General features: G+C 58.3%; 16 protein-coding genes. 2 read left to right on the forward strand and 14 right to left on the reverse strand.

Translation table 11 applies throughout. The features are described 5' to 3' along the window. Positions 1-17: 17 nt before the first annotated feature. From tolQ to PF1751_RS22230, 10 genes are all read right to left on the reverse strand, one after another. Complete coding sequence (gene tolQ, locus PF1751_RS22185; RefSeq protein WP_010208111.1) at positions 18-713, reverse strand: protein TolQ; 696 nt, start codon at positions 711-713, stop codon at positions 18-20. 1 nt (position 714) lies between these two features. After that, positions 715-1,170, reverse strand: a complete 456-nt coding sequence (ybgC, locus tag PF1751_RS22190) for a tol-pal system-associated acyl-CoA thioesterase (RefSeq protein WP_010208110.1) — start codon at positions 1,168-1,170, stop codon at positions 715-717. 139 nt (positions 1,171-1,309) lie between these two features. Continuing rightward, the gene (ruvB, locus tag PF1751_RS22195; protein WP_003193867.1) at positions 1,310-2,368 is read right to left on the reverse strand and encodes a Holliday junction branch migration DNA helicase RuvB; all 1,059 of its coding nucleotides are present in this window, start codon (positions 2,366-2,368) and stop codon (positions 1,310-1,312) included. Further along, complete coding sequence (ruvA, locus tag PF1751_RS22200; protein ID WP_003193868.1) at positions 2,369-2,980, reverse strand: Holliday junction branch migration protein RuvA; 612 nt, start codon at positions 2,978-2,980, stop codon at positions 2,369-2,371. A gap of 67 nt (positions 2,981-3,047) precedes the next feature. Further along, entirely contained in the window at positions 3,048-3,572 is a 525-nt protein-coding gene (gene ruvC, locus PF1751_RS22205) for a crossover junction endodeoxyribonuclease RuvC (RefSeq protein ID WP_010208108.1), read from the reverse strand. A gap of 142 nt (positions 3,573-3,714) precedes the next feature. After that, on the reverse strand, positions 3,715-4,461 hold the full coding sequence (locus PF1751_RS22210) for a YebC/PmpR family DNA-binding transcriptional regulator (RefSeq protein WP_010208107.1): 747 nt from the start codon (positions 4,459-4,461) through the stop codon (positions 3,715-3,717). A gap of 135 nt (positions 4,462-4,596) precedes the next feature. Beyond that, entirely contained in the window at positions 4,597-6,372 is a 1,776-nt protein-coding gene (gene aspS, locus PF1751_RS22215; RefSeq protein WP_021491234.1) for an aspartate--tRNA ligase, read from the reverse strand. Positions 6,373-6,479: 107 nt separating this feature from the next. Then, a complete protein-coding gene (locus tag PF1751_RS22220) occupies positions 6,480-6,701 on the reverse strand; it encodes an FmdB family zinc ribbon protein (protein ID WP_010208103.1) in 222 nt (73 codons plus the stop codon). Positions 6,702-6,869: 168 nt separating this feature from the next. Continuing rightward, positions 6,870-7,202: a ribbon-helix-helix domain-containing protein gene (locus PF1751_RS22225; RefSeq protein WP_010208100.1), complete on the reverse strand. Its 333-nt coding sequence runs from the start codon at positions 7,200-7,202 to the stop codon at positions 6,870-6,872. Between the two features lie 180 nt (positions 7,203-7,382). Next, positions 7,383-7,856, reverse strand: coding sequence for a Dps family protein (locus PF1751_RS22230; RefSeq protein ID WP_010208097.1), 474 nt, complete (start codon positions 7,854-7,856; stop codon positions 7,383-7,385). Positions 7,857-8,271: 415 nt separating this feature from the next. Between PF1751_RS22230 and PF1751_RS29705 the strand changes: the two genes are divergently transcribed. Continuing rightward, positions 8,272-8,874: a cold-shock protein gene (locus tag PF1751_RS29705; RefSeq protein WP_010208095.1), complete on the forward strand. Its 603-nt coding sequence runs from the start codon at positions 8,272-8,274 to the stop codon at positions 8,872-8,874. Between the two features lie 69 nt (positions 8,875-8,943). Here the strand turns inward: PF1751_RS29705 and PF1751_RS22240 are convergent, their stop codons facing one another. Together PF1751_RS22240 and PF1751_RS22245 are read right to left on the reverse strand one after the other, a co-directional pair. Continuing rightward, positions 8,944-9,150 carry a SlyX family protein gene (locus tag PF1751_RS22240; RefSeq protein ID WP_010208093.1) on the reverse strand — a complete coding sequence of 69 codons (207 nt, stop codon included), beginning with the start codon at positions 9,148-9,150 and terminating at the stop codon, positions 8,944-8,946. Between the two features lie 3 nt (positions 9,151-9,153). Further along, positions 9,154-9,579, reverse strand: coding sequence for an HIT domain-containing protein (locus PF1751_RS22245; protein ID WP_010208092.1), 426 nt, complete (start codon positions 9,577-9,579; stop codon positions 9,154-9,156). An 886-nt stretch (positions 9,580-10,465) separates the two neighbouring features. On the opposite strand from PF1751_RS22245, the gene PF1751_RS22250 reads away from it, so the two are divergent. After that, a complete protein-coding gene (locus PF1751_RS22250; protein WP_021491232.1) occupies positions 10,466-11,764 on the forward strand; it encodes an OprD family porin in 1,299 nt (432 codons plus the stop codon). Between the two features lie 191 nt (positions 11,765-11,955). On the opposite strand, the gene PF1751_RS22255 is transcribed toward PF1751_RS22250, so the two are convergent. Both PF1751_RS22255 and PF1751_RS22260 read right to left on the reverse strand, forming a co-directional pair. Then, positions 11,956-12,798, reverse strand: a complete 843-nt coding sequence (locus tag PF1751_RS22255) for a mechanosensitive ion channel family protein (RefSeq protein WP_010208089.1) — start codon at positions 12,796-12,798, stop codon at positions 11,956-11,958. Between the two features lie 135 nt (positions 12,799-12,933). Continuing rightward, positions 12,934-13,419: a YajQ family cyclic di-GMP-binding protein gene (locus PF1751_RS22260; RefSeq protein ID WP_010208088.1), complete on the reverse strand. Its 486-nt coding sequence runs from the start codon at positions 13,417-13,419 to the stop codon at positions 12,934-12,936. Between the last annotated feature and the right edge of the window lie 115 nt (positions 13,420-13,534).

Genomic DNA, 13,534 nt, shown 5'->3' on the forward strand with positions numbered 1-13,534 from the left:
CATCGTGAGATACCTGCTTATTCTTCGCTGGTGTGCACTTTACGGTGCAGGATCGCCTGGAATTCATCGGCGAAGGTGTAGTAACGGCCAATCAGGTTCTCGCCGCGAGCAGCAAAACGGTTGTAGGCGATGACGGCCGGGATCGCAGCGAACAGGCCGATCGCGGTGGCGATCAGGGCTTCGGCGATACCCGGGGCCACGGTGGCCAGCGTCGCTTGCTGGGCCTGGGCGAGGCCGCGGAAGGAGTTCATGATGCCCCATACGGTACCGAACAGGCCGATGTACGGGCTGACTGAACCCACGGTGGCGAGGAACGGCAAGCTTTGCTCAAGCTTCTCTTCTTCACGGGAAATGGCGACGCGCATGGCACGGGCCACGCCTTCCATCACGGCTTCCGGGTCAACGCCTGGCTGCTGGCGCAGACGGGAGAATTCCTTGAAGCCGGCGCGGAAGATCTGCTCGACGCCCGAATCCGGGTCCGGGTTGCTGCCCGCCTGACGGTACAGCTTGGACAGGTCGATACCCGACCAGAAGCGCTCTTCAAAGCTCTCCAGGGCACGTCGACCAGCACGCAGCAGGTTGCTGCGCTGAAAAATCATGACCCAAGAGGTAACCGATGCGGCTACCAGGGTCAGCATGACCAGTTGAACCACGACACTGGCATTGCTGACCAGGCTCCACATGGAGGAATGGTCGACGACGGTAGGTTCCACGCTAAATCTCCTGCTTTGATTGTTTACCCGCGCCGCTTACGTCGGCAAAGGCCGAACGTAGAGCTTCGGGAATGGCCCGGGGTTTCAAACTATTGGTGCGCACACAAGCCACCAGGAACTGCCCCTCACAGAGCAGCGTTGCATCCGTTGCCCGCCTGACCTGCTGCTTGAAACGCAGGCTGACACGGTTCAATTCGATTACTTCAGCGCTGACCAACAACTCGTCGTCCAGCCGCGCCGGCGCGTGATACCGCGCCTCGCTGGAATGCACGACGAATAACAGGTCCTCCCCTGCCAGCTGGGATTGGGCAAAGCCCAGCTCCCGTAGCCGCTCGGTTCGAGCCCGCTCCATGAACTTGAGGTAGTTGACGTAATACACGATGCCGCCGGCATCGGTGTCCTCGTAATAAACGCGACAGCGATGTGCGAACGACTGATCCCCGTTTTGCGCGCGCATACTCTAGTGCTTACTCCTCAGGTTGCCAATCCGGCTGGGCAACTGTTTTTTCGTTGTCTGAAACTTTTCTACTGACTGAATGACGACACCAGCCACTAGGACAGCACAAACCTAGGATAAATCGTCTGGCGTGAAGCTTTTAATCGTCCACTGCATCGAGGAATTCGTCTACTACAGGCATTTCGCCCAATCGTGACGGAATGTTTAACCCGAAGTGCAGATAGGCGTGGCGCGTGACGACTCGCCCCCTCGGGGTACGCATGATGTAACCCTGCTGGATCAGATACGGTTCCAGCACATCCTCGATGGTATGGCGCTCCTCACTGATGGCCGCCGCCAGGCTATCGACCCCCACCGGCCCTCCGTCGAACTTCTCGATCATGGTCAAGAGTAGACGCCGATCCTGGTGATCGAAGCCATGCTCATCCACATCCAAAAGGTTCAAGGCCAGGTCGGCCACGGCCTTGGTGATATGTCCCTTGGCCCGCACCTCGGCAAAGTCGCGCACGCGACGCAGCAAACGGTTGGCAATACGTGGCGTACCGCGGGCCCGGCGGGCGATTTCAAACGCGCCCTCAGGGTCCAGCGGCAAGCCGAGAATACTGGCCGAACGGCTGACGATGGTCGCAAGGTCCGCAGTGCTATAGAACTCTAGACGTTGAACAATGCCGAAACGGTCTCGCAGCGGGTTGGTCAACATGCCCGCGCGGGTGGTGGCGCCCACCAGCGTGAACGGTGGCAGGTCGAGCTTGATAGACCGGGCCGCAGGCCCTTCACCGATCATGATGTCGAGCTGGAAGTCCTCCATTGCCGGGTACAACACTTCCTCGACGATCGGCGAGAGTCGGTGGATCTCGTCAATAAACAGCACATCGTGGGGTTCAAGGTTGGTCAGCAACGCCGCCAGATCACCCGGACGCTCCAGCACCGGGCCGGAGGTGGACTTGATCGACACGCCCATTTCCTGGGCGATGATATTGGCCAGCGTCGTTTTACCCAACCCCGGCGGACCGAAGATCAGCGTGTGGTCCAGGGACTCACTGCGCCCGCGCGCAGCCTGGATGAACAACTCCATCTGCTCGCGCACGGTGGGCTGGCCGATGTATTCGGCCAGGCTCAGGGGGCGGATAGCGCGGTCCTGGACCTCTTCACGGTCGCGCGGGCCAGTGGCTGCAATCAGACGATCAGCTTCAATCACTTAAATCATTCCCTTCAGGGCGCGGCGGATCATGTCTTCGGCACTCAGGTTCTTGTCCTTGATGGCCGACACCGCCTTGCTGGCTTCCTGCGGCTTGTAGCCCAAGGAAATCAGCGCGTTGACGGCATCGCTTTCGGCGCTGGCGACCTGCGCCGCCGGCATATCCGGCTGGTTTGGCACCAGGGCAAACATGCTCGGCACCACTTCCCAAGCCTTGAAGCGGTCCTTGAGCTCCACCAGCAGGCGCTCAGCGGTCTTCTTGCCGACGCCCGGCACCTTGGTCAGCGCGGAGGTGTCCTGGGCCGAAACGGCGCGCACCAGTTCATCCACTTCCAGGCTCGACATCAAGGCCAGGGCCAGTTTCGGGCCCACCCCGTTGAGGCGGATCAGTTCACGGAAGAAGTCGCGGTCGCGTTTGCCGATGAAACCATAGAGTAGTTGTGCGTCTTCGCGCACCACCAGGTGGGTGTGCAGGGTAATCGGCTCACCGACCGACGGTAGGCGATACAGGGTGGTCATGGGCACTTCCAGCTCATACCCCAGCCCATTCACATCCAGAATCAGGTGCGGCGGCTGTTTCTCAGCCAGGGTGCCGCGCAAGCGTCCAATCACGGTTCAGATCCTTAAAGCTTGGGGTCAGATCAAGGCCTGACCGGAAATTACGATTGCGCTGATGCTATCAGAGACGCAGGCGCCCGCCACGACTGCGTGCCGTACCCAGGCCATGGGGCAGCAGACTGGAGCGGGTGTGGGCATGGCAAATGGCGATGGCCAGGGCGTCGGAGGCGTCGATCTGCGGTTTTGAGGTGAGCTTGAGCATGTGCATGACCATCATCTGCACCTGCTCTTTATTGGCTGCGCCGGTACCGACAACCGCCTGTTTGACCTGGGTCGCGGTGTATTCGGCGATCTCCATGCCCTCCTCGGCACCCGCCACGATCGCAGCACCACGGGCCTGGCCAAGCTTCAATGCCGAGTCGGCATTCTTGGCCATGAACACCTTTTCGATGCCCATGGTAACCGGGCCATAGGTCTGGATGACTTCGCGTACGCCGCGATAGACGATCTGCAAGCGGTCGGCCAATTCACCCGCGCCGGTGCGGATGCAGCCCGAGGCGACGTAGACACAGCCGCGCGGGGTCTGTTGCACCACGCCAAAACCGGTAATGCGCGAACCGGGGTCGATACCTAGGATTAAAGTCATAACGCCTGCAGTTCTGTGGATACACATAGATCCAATGTGGGAGCGGGCTTGCTTGCGAATACGGTGTGTCAGTCACCTGATGCATCGACTGAAAGTCCGCTTTCGCGAGCAAGCCCGCTCCCACACTGGATTTTCATCGTTCTTAGGTGAGCTGTTCGGCCACTTCTTCCGGGATGTCGGCGTTGGAATACACGTTTTGCACATCATCCAGGTCTTCAAGCATATCCAGCATCTTCAGCACTTTCTGCGCACCGTCCAGGTCCAGTTCGGCACTGGTGGTCGGCAGCATCACGATTTCCGCGTCGGTGCCTTTGAAACCCGCCGCTTCCAGCGCGTTGCGCACGGCATAGAAACCAGCAAACGAAGTGAACACGTCAATGGAGCCATCTTCGTTAGTCACTACGTCGTCGGCATCCGCCTCCATGGCGGCTTCCATCAGCGCGTCTTCATCGGTGCCTGGGGCGAAGGTGATCTGCCCTTTGCGCTCGAACAGGTAAGCCACCGAACCGTCGGTACCGAGGTTGCCACCGCACTTGCTGAACGCATGGCGCACGGCTGCCGCGGTGCGGTTGCGGTTGTCGGTCATGCACTCGACCATCACCGCCACGCCGCCCGGGCCGTAGCCTTCGTAGCTCAGCTCGACCATGTCGTCGGTATCGGCAGCACCGGCGCCACGGGCCACGGCGCGATCGATGATGTCGCGGCTCATGTTGGCGCCAAGGGCCTTGTCCAGCGCCAGACGCAGACGCGGGTTGGAGCCTGGATCACCCCCGCCCTGCCGGGCGGCGACGGTCAGCTCGCGGATCCACTTGGTGAAGATCTTGCCTTTCTTGGCATCCTGACGCTCTTTGCGGTGCTTGATGTTCGCCCACTTGGAATGGCCAGCCATAACACAACTCCGAAATTCTGTAGAAACCTTGATCAACCCCGCCCTGGGCGGGAGGTAGTCCTTTAACGCAAAGGCGCATCCGAAGATGCGCCTTTTTAGACTGCGTAAACCTCAGTGCGCTTTCACGCAGCAGCCTTACTCAGCCTTCGGCGTCTCGCGCAGGCGGATGTGCAGCTCGCGCAGTGCCTTGGCATCCACCACACCTGGAGCCTGGGTCATGACGTCCGCAGCGCTCTGGGTTTTCGGGAAGGCGATCACTTCACGGATCGACTGGGCGCCGGTCATCAGCATCACCAGACGGTCCAGGCCGAACGCCAGGCCACCGTGCGGCGGCGCGCCGTATTTCAGGGCGTCGAGCAGGAAGCCGAACTTCTCTTCCTGTTCCGCTTCGTTGATGCCCAACAGGCGGAATACCGCTTGTTGCATCTCCTTGCGGTGGATACGGATCGAACCGCCACCCAACTCGGTGCCGTTGAGCACCATGTCGTAGGCGCGGGACAGAGCGCCAGCCGGGTTGGCTTCCAGCTCAGCCGGGGAGCACTTCGGCGCGGTGAACGGGTGGTGCAAGGCGCTGAAGCTGCCGTCGTCGTTCTCTTCGAACATCGGGAAGTCAACGACCCACATCGGGGCCCACTCACAGGTCAGCAGGTTCAGGTCGTGACCCAGCTTGATCCGCAGCGCGCCCAGGGCCTCGCTGACGATCTTGGCCTTGTCGGCGCCGAAGAACACGATGTCGCCGTCGACTGCACCGACGCGGTCGAGGATCGCGTTCAGGTTGTCGAGTGGAATGTTTTTAACGATCGGTGATTGCAGGCCATCAACACCGTTGGCGCGCTCGTTGACCTTGATGTACGCCAGGCCTTTGGCACCGTAGATACCGACGAACTTGGTGTAGTCGTCGATCTGCTTGCGCGGCATGCTCGCGCCGCCAGGCACGCGCAGGGCGGCGATGCGGCATTTCGGATCGTTGGCCGGGCCGCTGAATACCTTGAAGTCGACTTCTTTGAGCTGGTCGGCCACGTCCACCAGTTCCAGCGGGTTACGCAGGTCGGGTTTGTCGGAACCGTAGCGGCGCATGGCTTCTTCGAAGGTCATGTGCGGGAAGTCGCCGAATTCCAGGTCCAGCACTTCCTTGAACAGGTTGCGGATCATCTGCTCGGTCAGGCCCATGATCTCTTTTTCATCGAGGAAGCTGGTCTCGATGTCGATCTGGGTGAATTCCGGCTGGCGGTCGGCGCGCAGGTCTTCGTCACGGAAGCATTTGGCGATCTGGTAGTAACGGTCGAAGCCGGCCACCATCAGCAGTTGCTTGAACAGCTGCGGCGATTGCGGCAGGGCGAAGAACGAACCGGCGTGGGTACGGCTCGGCACCAGGTAGTCACGCGCGCCTTCAGGGGTGGCCCGGGTCAGGATCGGCGTTTCAACGTCCAGGAAGCCGTTTTCGTCGAGGAAGCGGCGGATGCTGGTGGTCATGCGCGAGCGCAGGCGCAGCTTCTCGGCCATTTCCGGACGACGCAGGTCCAGGAAGCGGTAGCGCAGGCGGGTTTCTTCGCCCACGTCGGAGTATTCGTTGAGTGGGAACGGCGGGGTTTCCGATTCGTTCAGCACTTCCAATTCATAGCCCAGCACTTCGATGCCGCCGGACGCCATGTTCTTGTTCACGGCACCGGCCGGACGCAGACGTACCTTGCCGGTGATCTTCACGACGTATTCGCTGCGCACGCGGTCGGCAGCGGCGAAGCTTTCGGCACGATCCGGGTCGAACACCACCTGGGCCAGACCATCACGATCACGGATGTCGAGGAAGATCACCCCGCCGTGGTCGCGGCGACGGTGAACCCATCCGCAAAGGGTGATTTCCTGACCTTCCAGGGTCTCGTTCAGTTGGCCGCAATAGTGGCTGCGCATCATGGTAGTGGTTTCACTTCTCGTAATTCGAAATTCGGTGGAGGCTTGCCTCGTCACCGTACATTAAAGCAGGGGACGGATAATGCAGGAGCCTGCGCGTAGAGTTCAACTCAGTCTGCTTTGTCGCCGCCCGCCAGGTTCTTCTTCGAGCCGGTCTTGAAATCGGTCTCGTACCAGCCGCTGCCGCTCAGGCGGAAGCCTGGCATGGACAACATTTTCTTGAGCTCCGGCGCTTGGCAGGCCGGGCAATCGACCAGCGGCGCGGCGCTGATCTTCTGAATGGCTTCCAACTGATGACCACAGGAAGCACATTGATAGTCGTACATGGGCATGGCGATGTCTCGGCGATCAGAACGTTACTGCGCCACGCCTGCTACGAGATAACCCCGGCACGCGCAGCAAAGCGCGGGATTATATCTGGTAAATCGAGGCAGCGCAGCCGGCTTTCTGCCCAGGGGCCACCCCCACCTTGAAGAAGGGCCGACCCCGAAGCCGGGTGATTACGACGCTTCAACACGCTCTTTCAGGGCGTGAACCACACACACCACCCTGACCAACCCACTGAAGTTCTTCACGCCGCCATGACGCAAGTGCACTTCCCGATCCACATAGGACAGCAACGCACTGACCGAGCAGGCGTTGATCCTGGCGATTTCCGTGAGGATATTCCAATAGATCTGCTCCAGCCGCAGGCACGTGGAAAACCCATTGAGCCTCACCGACCGGGACAGTGGCTTGGCCAATCCCATGTCGAACCCTTTTACAAAGGGGTCGACCTTTACCTTATGAAAACCACCGTTTTCCATGACTCCATTACCCACTCCGCGTGACATACACCTGACACTCCATTGCCAAACAGCCGCCCATGGGTTGTCCCATTGGGCAATGGCCTTATCAAACAGCAGGCAGAGTGCAGCAGCCAGAAGACGCGACGTTGATAGGCGTAGGACAACGCCAGGAAATGCGTGGAAACAAGCGAGCGGCGCCGGGAAGGCGCCGCCCAGGGCAGTGGTTTACTGACTTTCGAGGAGGGAACGCAGCATCCACGCCGTTTTCTCGTGAACCTGCATGCGCTGGGTCAACAGGTCGGCCGTCGGCTCATCGCTGACCTTGTCGAGCAGCGGGAAGATGCCGCGCGCAGTCCGAGTGACCGCCTCCTGGCCTTCTACCAGTTGCTTGATCATGTCTTCAGCACTCGGCACGCCTTCTTCTTCCTTGATGGAAGAAAGACGGGCGTAGATGGAGTAGGCACCTGGTGCCGGGAAACCCAACGCACGGATACGCTCGGCAATGGAGTCCACAGCCAACGCCAGCTCGTTGTACTGCTCTTCGAACATCAAGTGCAGCGTGCGGAACATCGGCCCCGTGACGTTCCAATGGAAGTTATGGGTCTTCAGGTACAGTACATAGGTATCGGAAAGCAGTCGCGAAAGCCCATCGACGATGGATTTACGATCTTCTTCACTGATACCGATATCGATTGCCATGTTTATCCCCTTCAATTGACAAGCATTCATTGATCAGGTGCAGGACCACTCTAGCAAGTGTGCCGTGGATCCGCAGCCCGGCGCGGCAAATCGCCCCGCCTTGGCCTGCCAACACGACACAATCCAAGCCTTCGGTCCACGCGGAAAATGTCCGAACAGGCCGTTTGAAAAGCCCCCACGTGTCTAGGACAAGCGTTTGACGCAGAAATGCCGTCGTCCTTGCAACAGCCCGAAATGCTTGATTTGAGTAGGCACAGCCTTTGCTGTTAAATAGGCTGCGTGTCGTCGCCGTTACTTTCTGCGGCAGCGACATAGGCTGATACCCCGCGCACGTGCCCAACGCCTCCCATTGTTCAGAAGCGAACCGTGCCAGTCAGCTCTTCCTTGTGATCCGTCTTAACGTGAGTTAATCAAAATGTTGAAAATCGTCCACCTGCTAACGGGCGTTGCAGCTTTGCTGCTGTCCTTTATCCCGAGCCTGCAGCCTGAAAGCCTGCCGTATCTGGAACAAAACGACGCTCTGTACCTGGCCTTGTTCGGCCTTCTTAACCTGACGCTGGCACCGGTGATCCCTTACTGGAACAAAGGCACGCGTCATCAACTGCAAAACCTGGTCAGCGCGCTGCTGGTGCTGACTGTTGTCGTACAAACCCTCACCCTCCTGGCACCTATGCCTGAAGTCGGTGGCCACCCGGCCATCCTGCTCAGCCTGGTGATTGCTGTGGTCGCCATTGTTCTTCACCTGGCCATCAGCTTCTACCGTTCGTCCCCTGCGGCCTCGTCGCAAACCTACGACATGACCAATCGGGATACCGGTACCGTCAAGTGGTTCAACACGTCCAAAGGCTTCGGCTTTATTTCCCGCGATTCGGGCGACGATATCTTCGTCCACTTCCGGGCTATTCGCGGCGAAGGCCATCGTGTCCTGGTGGAAGGCCAGCGCGTGGAGTTTTCCGTCATGAATCGCGACAAAGGCCTGCAGGCTGAAGACGTGATCGCTGCACTGCCGCGTCGCTGATACCCGCCTTCGCAGCAAAAAAAACCGCGATCCAGCTCAGCTGGGTCGCGGTTTTTTTATGCATGCCTATTAATAGTGAGGCGGCGGCGCTTCTTCTTCGGACGTTTCGAACTGACCGCCCATTTCTTCCTGGCGCTTGAGCAGCGCGGTCATCTGCAGTTGCAGGCGCTCGACGGCCCGCTGCTGGGTGACAAGGATGTCATTGAGGGTCTCGATGGTGTCGTCCTGGAAAGCCAGGCGGCTTTCCAGATCGTTGACGCGGTCTTGCAGATCCATGATTCAACCCTGGGTAAAGACGAAGTCGGCGGGCAACAGCGCGCGCAGGCGAGCACGGACAGTTGCCACTTGCTCATCGGTATACGGCAGCGCCGGATGTTTGCCCCATACCGGCGCCGGCCAGGCGGCATCATCACGTTTGCGCACGATCACGTGCACGTGCAACTGGCTGACTACATTGCCCAGGGCACCGATGTTCATTTTGTCGGCGCAAAAGCCTTCATTCAGCATCTGGGCCAAGGTAGTGGTTTCTTGCCACAAGCGCTGCTGGTCCGCGACATCCAGTTGAAACACTTCACTGATACCGTTGATTCGCGGCACCAGAATGAACCAGGGGTAGTTCGAGTCATTGGACAGCAGCAGGCGGCACAGGGGGAAATCCCCGATAACCAATGTGTCTTGTTGAAGGCGTTGATCTAAAGCGAACACTGCAGGCACTCCGTTCGGCAGGTCAGGTTCAAGGTCCCCAGCATACCCGCGAATCGCTATCGCTTCACGCCGACCAATGCGCTCCCAGCCAAGGCGTGGAGAAAAAAAGCGCACCATTTCGAGCCAAACGGATTTTTCGACTACGCTCAATTACCAATCCTGAGGCGATTGACCCACCGTTGATCACCGCATTGGGACGAGAGCCCCCGATGCAGAGGCCTCACAAAACAAGGCATTGAGCCATCATCCATCGCCTGAGGCATCAGAGGGCATGCACCAAAATGACCCAACCACGCCTCAAAGAGATCCGCCGACTACCCACTGATTGGGGTGAACGGGTAACGTTTTTCGCAGATACGGAATTTAGGCTCCCCTTGAGCAAGGCAGAGCACGCGCGTCAAGGCCAAACCATTCGGCGTAAAAACCCCGTGTTTATGCGGTTTTCACGAAGCGGTAACGTTTTTCACGAAAAAATGACATTCGATTTACGGTTTGGGCACGCTTGCTGCATTCATCCGCCTATCGTCGGCAACGGCACCGGAACGGAAGCAGGTGTTTCGCGATGAAAACAGCAGCGGTTCAATGCGCACCAAGGAAGATTCCAAACCCTGGAATAAATCCTGGAAAGTAACGTTTTTTGCGTTCTTTTAACGGCTTGGAAACAGTATTGAAGTTGTCAGCCTCGTTACAGTGAGGCTGTGAATTTGCGACATGGATCTAGCAATCTACGACAAGCTCGTAAAGAAGCTGAAAGGAAAGTTGGGCAAGTATCGCCAATATTGTCAGCGTGATATAACTTTGCGCCGACACAAAAAGAAAGAGCCGCCCAGACAAAAATATAGGTGGGACGGCAGTACTCTTCCTAAAACCAAAGGAGCAAATCACGATGCGCGTGATGAAGTGGAGCATGATCGCCCTGGCTGTTTCAGCAGGCACTACGCAGTTCGCAATGGCGTCCGCCCAAAGCGATTCCAAAGGCTTTGTTGAAGACAGCACTTTCAGCATTAATACTCGCGCTCTGTACTTCAGCCGCGACTTCCGTAACAACCCGTCGGGCCCAGGCTCCCAGAGCCGTGCCGAAGAAACCGGCCTGGGCTTCAACGCCCTCTACCAATCGGGCTTCACCCAAGGCACCATCGGTGTCGGTGTTGACGTGATCGGCCTGCTGGGCGTCAAGCTCGACAGTGGCAAGGGTCGTGCCGGTACCGGTCTGTTCCCAACCGGTTCCGACGGTCGTTCGCAAGATGACTACTCCAAAGGCGGCGGCGCGGTTAAATTCCGTATCTCCGATACTGTGCTGAAAGTGGGTGACCAATACACCACAGCCCCAGTATTCGCCTCCGACGACAGCCGTTTGCTGCCAGAGCTGCCGCAGGGTATCTCGATCACCAGCAACGAGATCAAGGGCCTGAAGCTCGAAGGCGGTCACTTCACTTCCAGCGTCGCGCAGAACCAGACCTACCATGACAGCCTGGGCCTGACCAAAACCGACTTCGTCGGCGGTGTCTACTCCTTCACCCCCGAGTTCACCGGTAGCCTGTACTACGCAAAAACTGAAGATTATTTCCGTAAGTACTACAGCAACCTGAACTGGACCCACGCGCTGAGTGACGACCAGTCGTTTGCCTTGGACTTCAACATCTACGACACCAAGAGCGACGGCGAAGGCCTGCAACGTGCTTACAAAGACAACGGTCTGCCGTTCGCAGAACGCACCAAGCTCGACAACCGTGCGTTCAGCTTGCAGGGTGCCTACACCATCGGCGCTCACACCTTCACCCTGGCAGCCCAGAAAGTTACCGGTGACGGCGACTACGGCTACGGCGTAGACGGCGGCGGCACAGTGTTCCTGGCCAACTCCATCGCCCGTTCCGACTTCAACGCCGAAGGCGAGAAGTCTTACCAGGCGCGTTATGACATCAACATGGCTACCTTCGGCATTCCTGGTCTGAGCTTCATGACTCGTTACGTGACCGGTAGCGGCGCCAACACCGCCACCACCTCGAACGGTAAAGAGTGGGAACGCGACATCGAAGCCAAGTACGTGATCCAGAGCGGACCGGCTAAAGACCTGAGCTTGCGTCTGCGTCAAGCCACTTATCGCTCCGGCGATGGCGTGTACTACGGTTCGCCTTCGATCGACGAACTGCGTCTGATCGCGAACTACCCGCTGAACATCCTGTAATTGACAGTTTTATTACAGCGATGACTTAAGGCTACGGCCTTAAACAAAAAGCCGCTCCCTTGTTTAACAACGGAGCGGCTTTTTAATGGCTGTAATGTTTCAGCAGGAAATAACTAGCAAGCTAACTAACGAGATTAACGCTTGCGTCCTGAACCTGACCTAACGGCCAAGTTCACGACCAATACTTCACATTACTTGGCAACTGTTTCCTGCATCACACGAATAACCCGCTGCGGAAACGGAATATCAATCCCCGCCGCTTTCAAACGGTCACGTGCCAGTTCGTTCAGCATGAACACTACATCCCAATAATCCGCGGTCTTTGTCCAGCAACGCAGGGAAACAGTGATCGAACTGTCACCCAAGGTCGAAACCACCGCCACTGCGGCCGGGTCTGCCAACACACGTGGGTCTTTGGCCAGCTCCAACAGCACTTCACGGGCTTTCTGCAGGTCGGCTTCATAGTCGACACCCACATCAAACACCACCTTGCGGGTCGGCTGACGATTGGTGTTGGTGATGAGCCCGTTGGACAGGCTGCCATTAGGGATGATCACGGTCTTGTTGTCACCGGTGCGCAGCACGGTGTGGAAGATCTGGATGCTGTCGACGGTGCCGGATGTGCCCTGGGCTTCGATCCAGTCACCAATACGGAACGGGCGGAACAACAGAATCAGCACGCCGCCGGCGAAGTTCGCCAGGCTGCCTTGCAGTGCCAAGCCGATGGCCAGGGTGGCGGCACCGATCGCGGCCACGAACGAGGTGGTGGCTACGCCGATCATGGAGGCCACGTTGACCACCAGCATGACCTTGAGCGCAATGTTCGCCAGGCTGGTAATGAAGTGTTGCAGCGCCAGGTCGGCGTTACGCAGGGCCAGCAAACGTCCCACTCGGTGGGTCAATACGTTGATCAGCCACCAACCGATGGCCAGGGTGACCACTGCCAGCAAAAACCGGCTGCCGTATTCCATGATCATCGGCAACCACGATTCTGAGGTCTTGATCAGGTGATCCACTTCAGCGTTCAAATCCATCTACATTCTCCTGTTTACCGGATGCTCGGCGTATTGAATGGCCATAAATGCAATTGAGCCCCGTAGGGCTCAATAGTCGGCGCTGGTTCTGGGGCGTGGGACGTCAAAAACGCCCACAGGTTCCCCAATGTGCCATCAGTCGCGGAAGTTATTGAACTGCAGCGGCATGTCGAAGGTCTTGGCGCGCAGGGCCGCGATGGCCTCTTGCAGGTCGTCACGCTTCTTGCCGGTCACGCGAACCTGCTCACCCTGGATGGCAGCCTGGACTTTCAGCTTGGCGTCCTTGATGTGAGCAACGATCTTCTTTGCCAGCTCCTTGTCGATGCCTTCCTTGAGGATGGCTTCTTGCTTCATCAGCTTGCCGGAGGCGTAGGCGTCCTTGATTTCAAGGCATTGCGCGTCGATCTTGCGCTTGACCAGGGACAGCTTGAGGATCTCGATCATCGCTTCCAGCTGGAAATCGGCTTCAGCGGTCAGGTTGACGGTCAGCTCTTTTTCCTTGAATTCGAAGCTGCCCTTGCCTTTCAAGTCATAGCGACGGTCCAGCTCCTTGACGGCGTTCTCGACGGCGTTGGTGACTTCGTGTTTGTCCAGTTCGGATACCACGTCGAACGAAGGCATGTCATTTCTCCAATATAAGGGGCGGGCTCAGTAGAGATGGAGCGCGCCCAAGCTAAAATGCCGGGGCATTATAGCGGTTCTTTCGTCCCATTCGCTGCGGGCGACCCTACGGAGC

Origin of the sequence: Pseudomonas simiae, assembly GCF_000934565.1 — a bacterium.
Lineage (GTDB): Bacteria > Pseudomonadota > Gammaproteobacteria > Pseudomonadales > Pseudomonadaceae > Aquipseudomonas > Aquipseudomonas simiae.

Coding starts and splice junctions, on each gene's coding strand:
- PF1751_RS22260 (WP_010208088.1), bottom strand. CDS start 13,419: ATGCCTTCGTTCGACGTGGTATCCGAACTGGACAAACACGAAGTCACC.
- aspS (WP_021491234.1), bottom strand. CDS start 6,372: ATGATGCGCAGCCACTATTGCGGCCAACTGAACGAGACCCTGGAAGGT.
- PF1751_RS22240 (WP_010208093.1), bottom strand. CDS start 9,150: ATGGATCTGCAAGACCGCGTCAACGATCTGGAAAGCCGCCTGGCTTTC.
- PF1751_RS22210 (WP_010208107.1), bottom strand. CDS start 4,461: ATGGCTGGCCATTCCAAGTGGGCGAACATCAAGCACCGCAAAGAGCGT.
- PF1751_RS22250 (WP_021491232.1), top strand. CDS start 10,466: ATGCGCGTGATGAAGTGGAGCATGATCGCCCTGGCTGTTTCAGCAGGC.
- ybgC (WP_010208110.1), bottom strand. CDS start 1,170: ATGCGCGCGCAAAACGGGGATCAGTCGTTCGCACATCGCTGTCGCGTT.
- ruvC (WP_010208108.1), bottom strand. CDS start 3,572: ATGACTTTAATCCTAGGTATCGACCCCGGTTCGCGCATTACCGGTTTT.
- PF1751_RS22255 (WP_010208089.1), bottom strand. CDS start 12,798: ATGGATTTGAACGCTGAAGTGGATCACCTGATCAAGACCTCAGAATCG.
- PF1751_RS22220 (WP_010208103.1), bottom strand. CDS start 6,701: ATGCCCATGTACGACTATCAATGTGCTTCCTGTGGTCATCAGTTGGAA.
- PF1751_RS22230 (WP_010208097.1), bottom strand. CDS start 7,856: ATGGCAATCGATATCGGTATCAGTGAAGAAGATCGTAAATCCATCGTC.
- PF1751_RS22225 (WP_010208100.1), bottom strand. CDS start 7,202: ATGTCACGCGGAGTGGGTAATGGAGTCATGGAAAACGGTGGTTTTCAT.
- PF1751_RS29705 (WP_010208095.1), top strand. CDS start 8,272: ATGTTGAAAATCGTCCACCTGCTAACGGGCGTTGCAGCTTTGCTGCTG.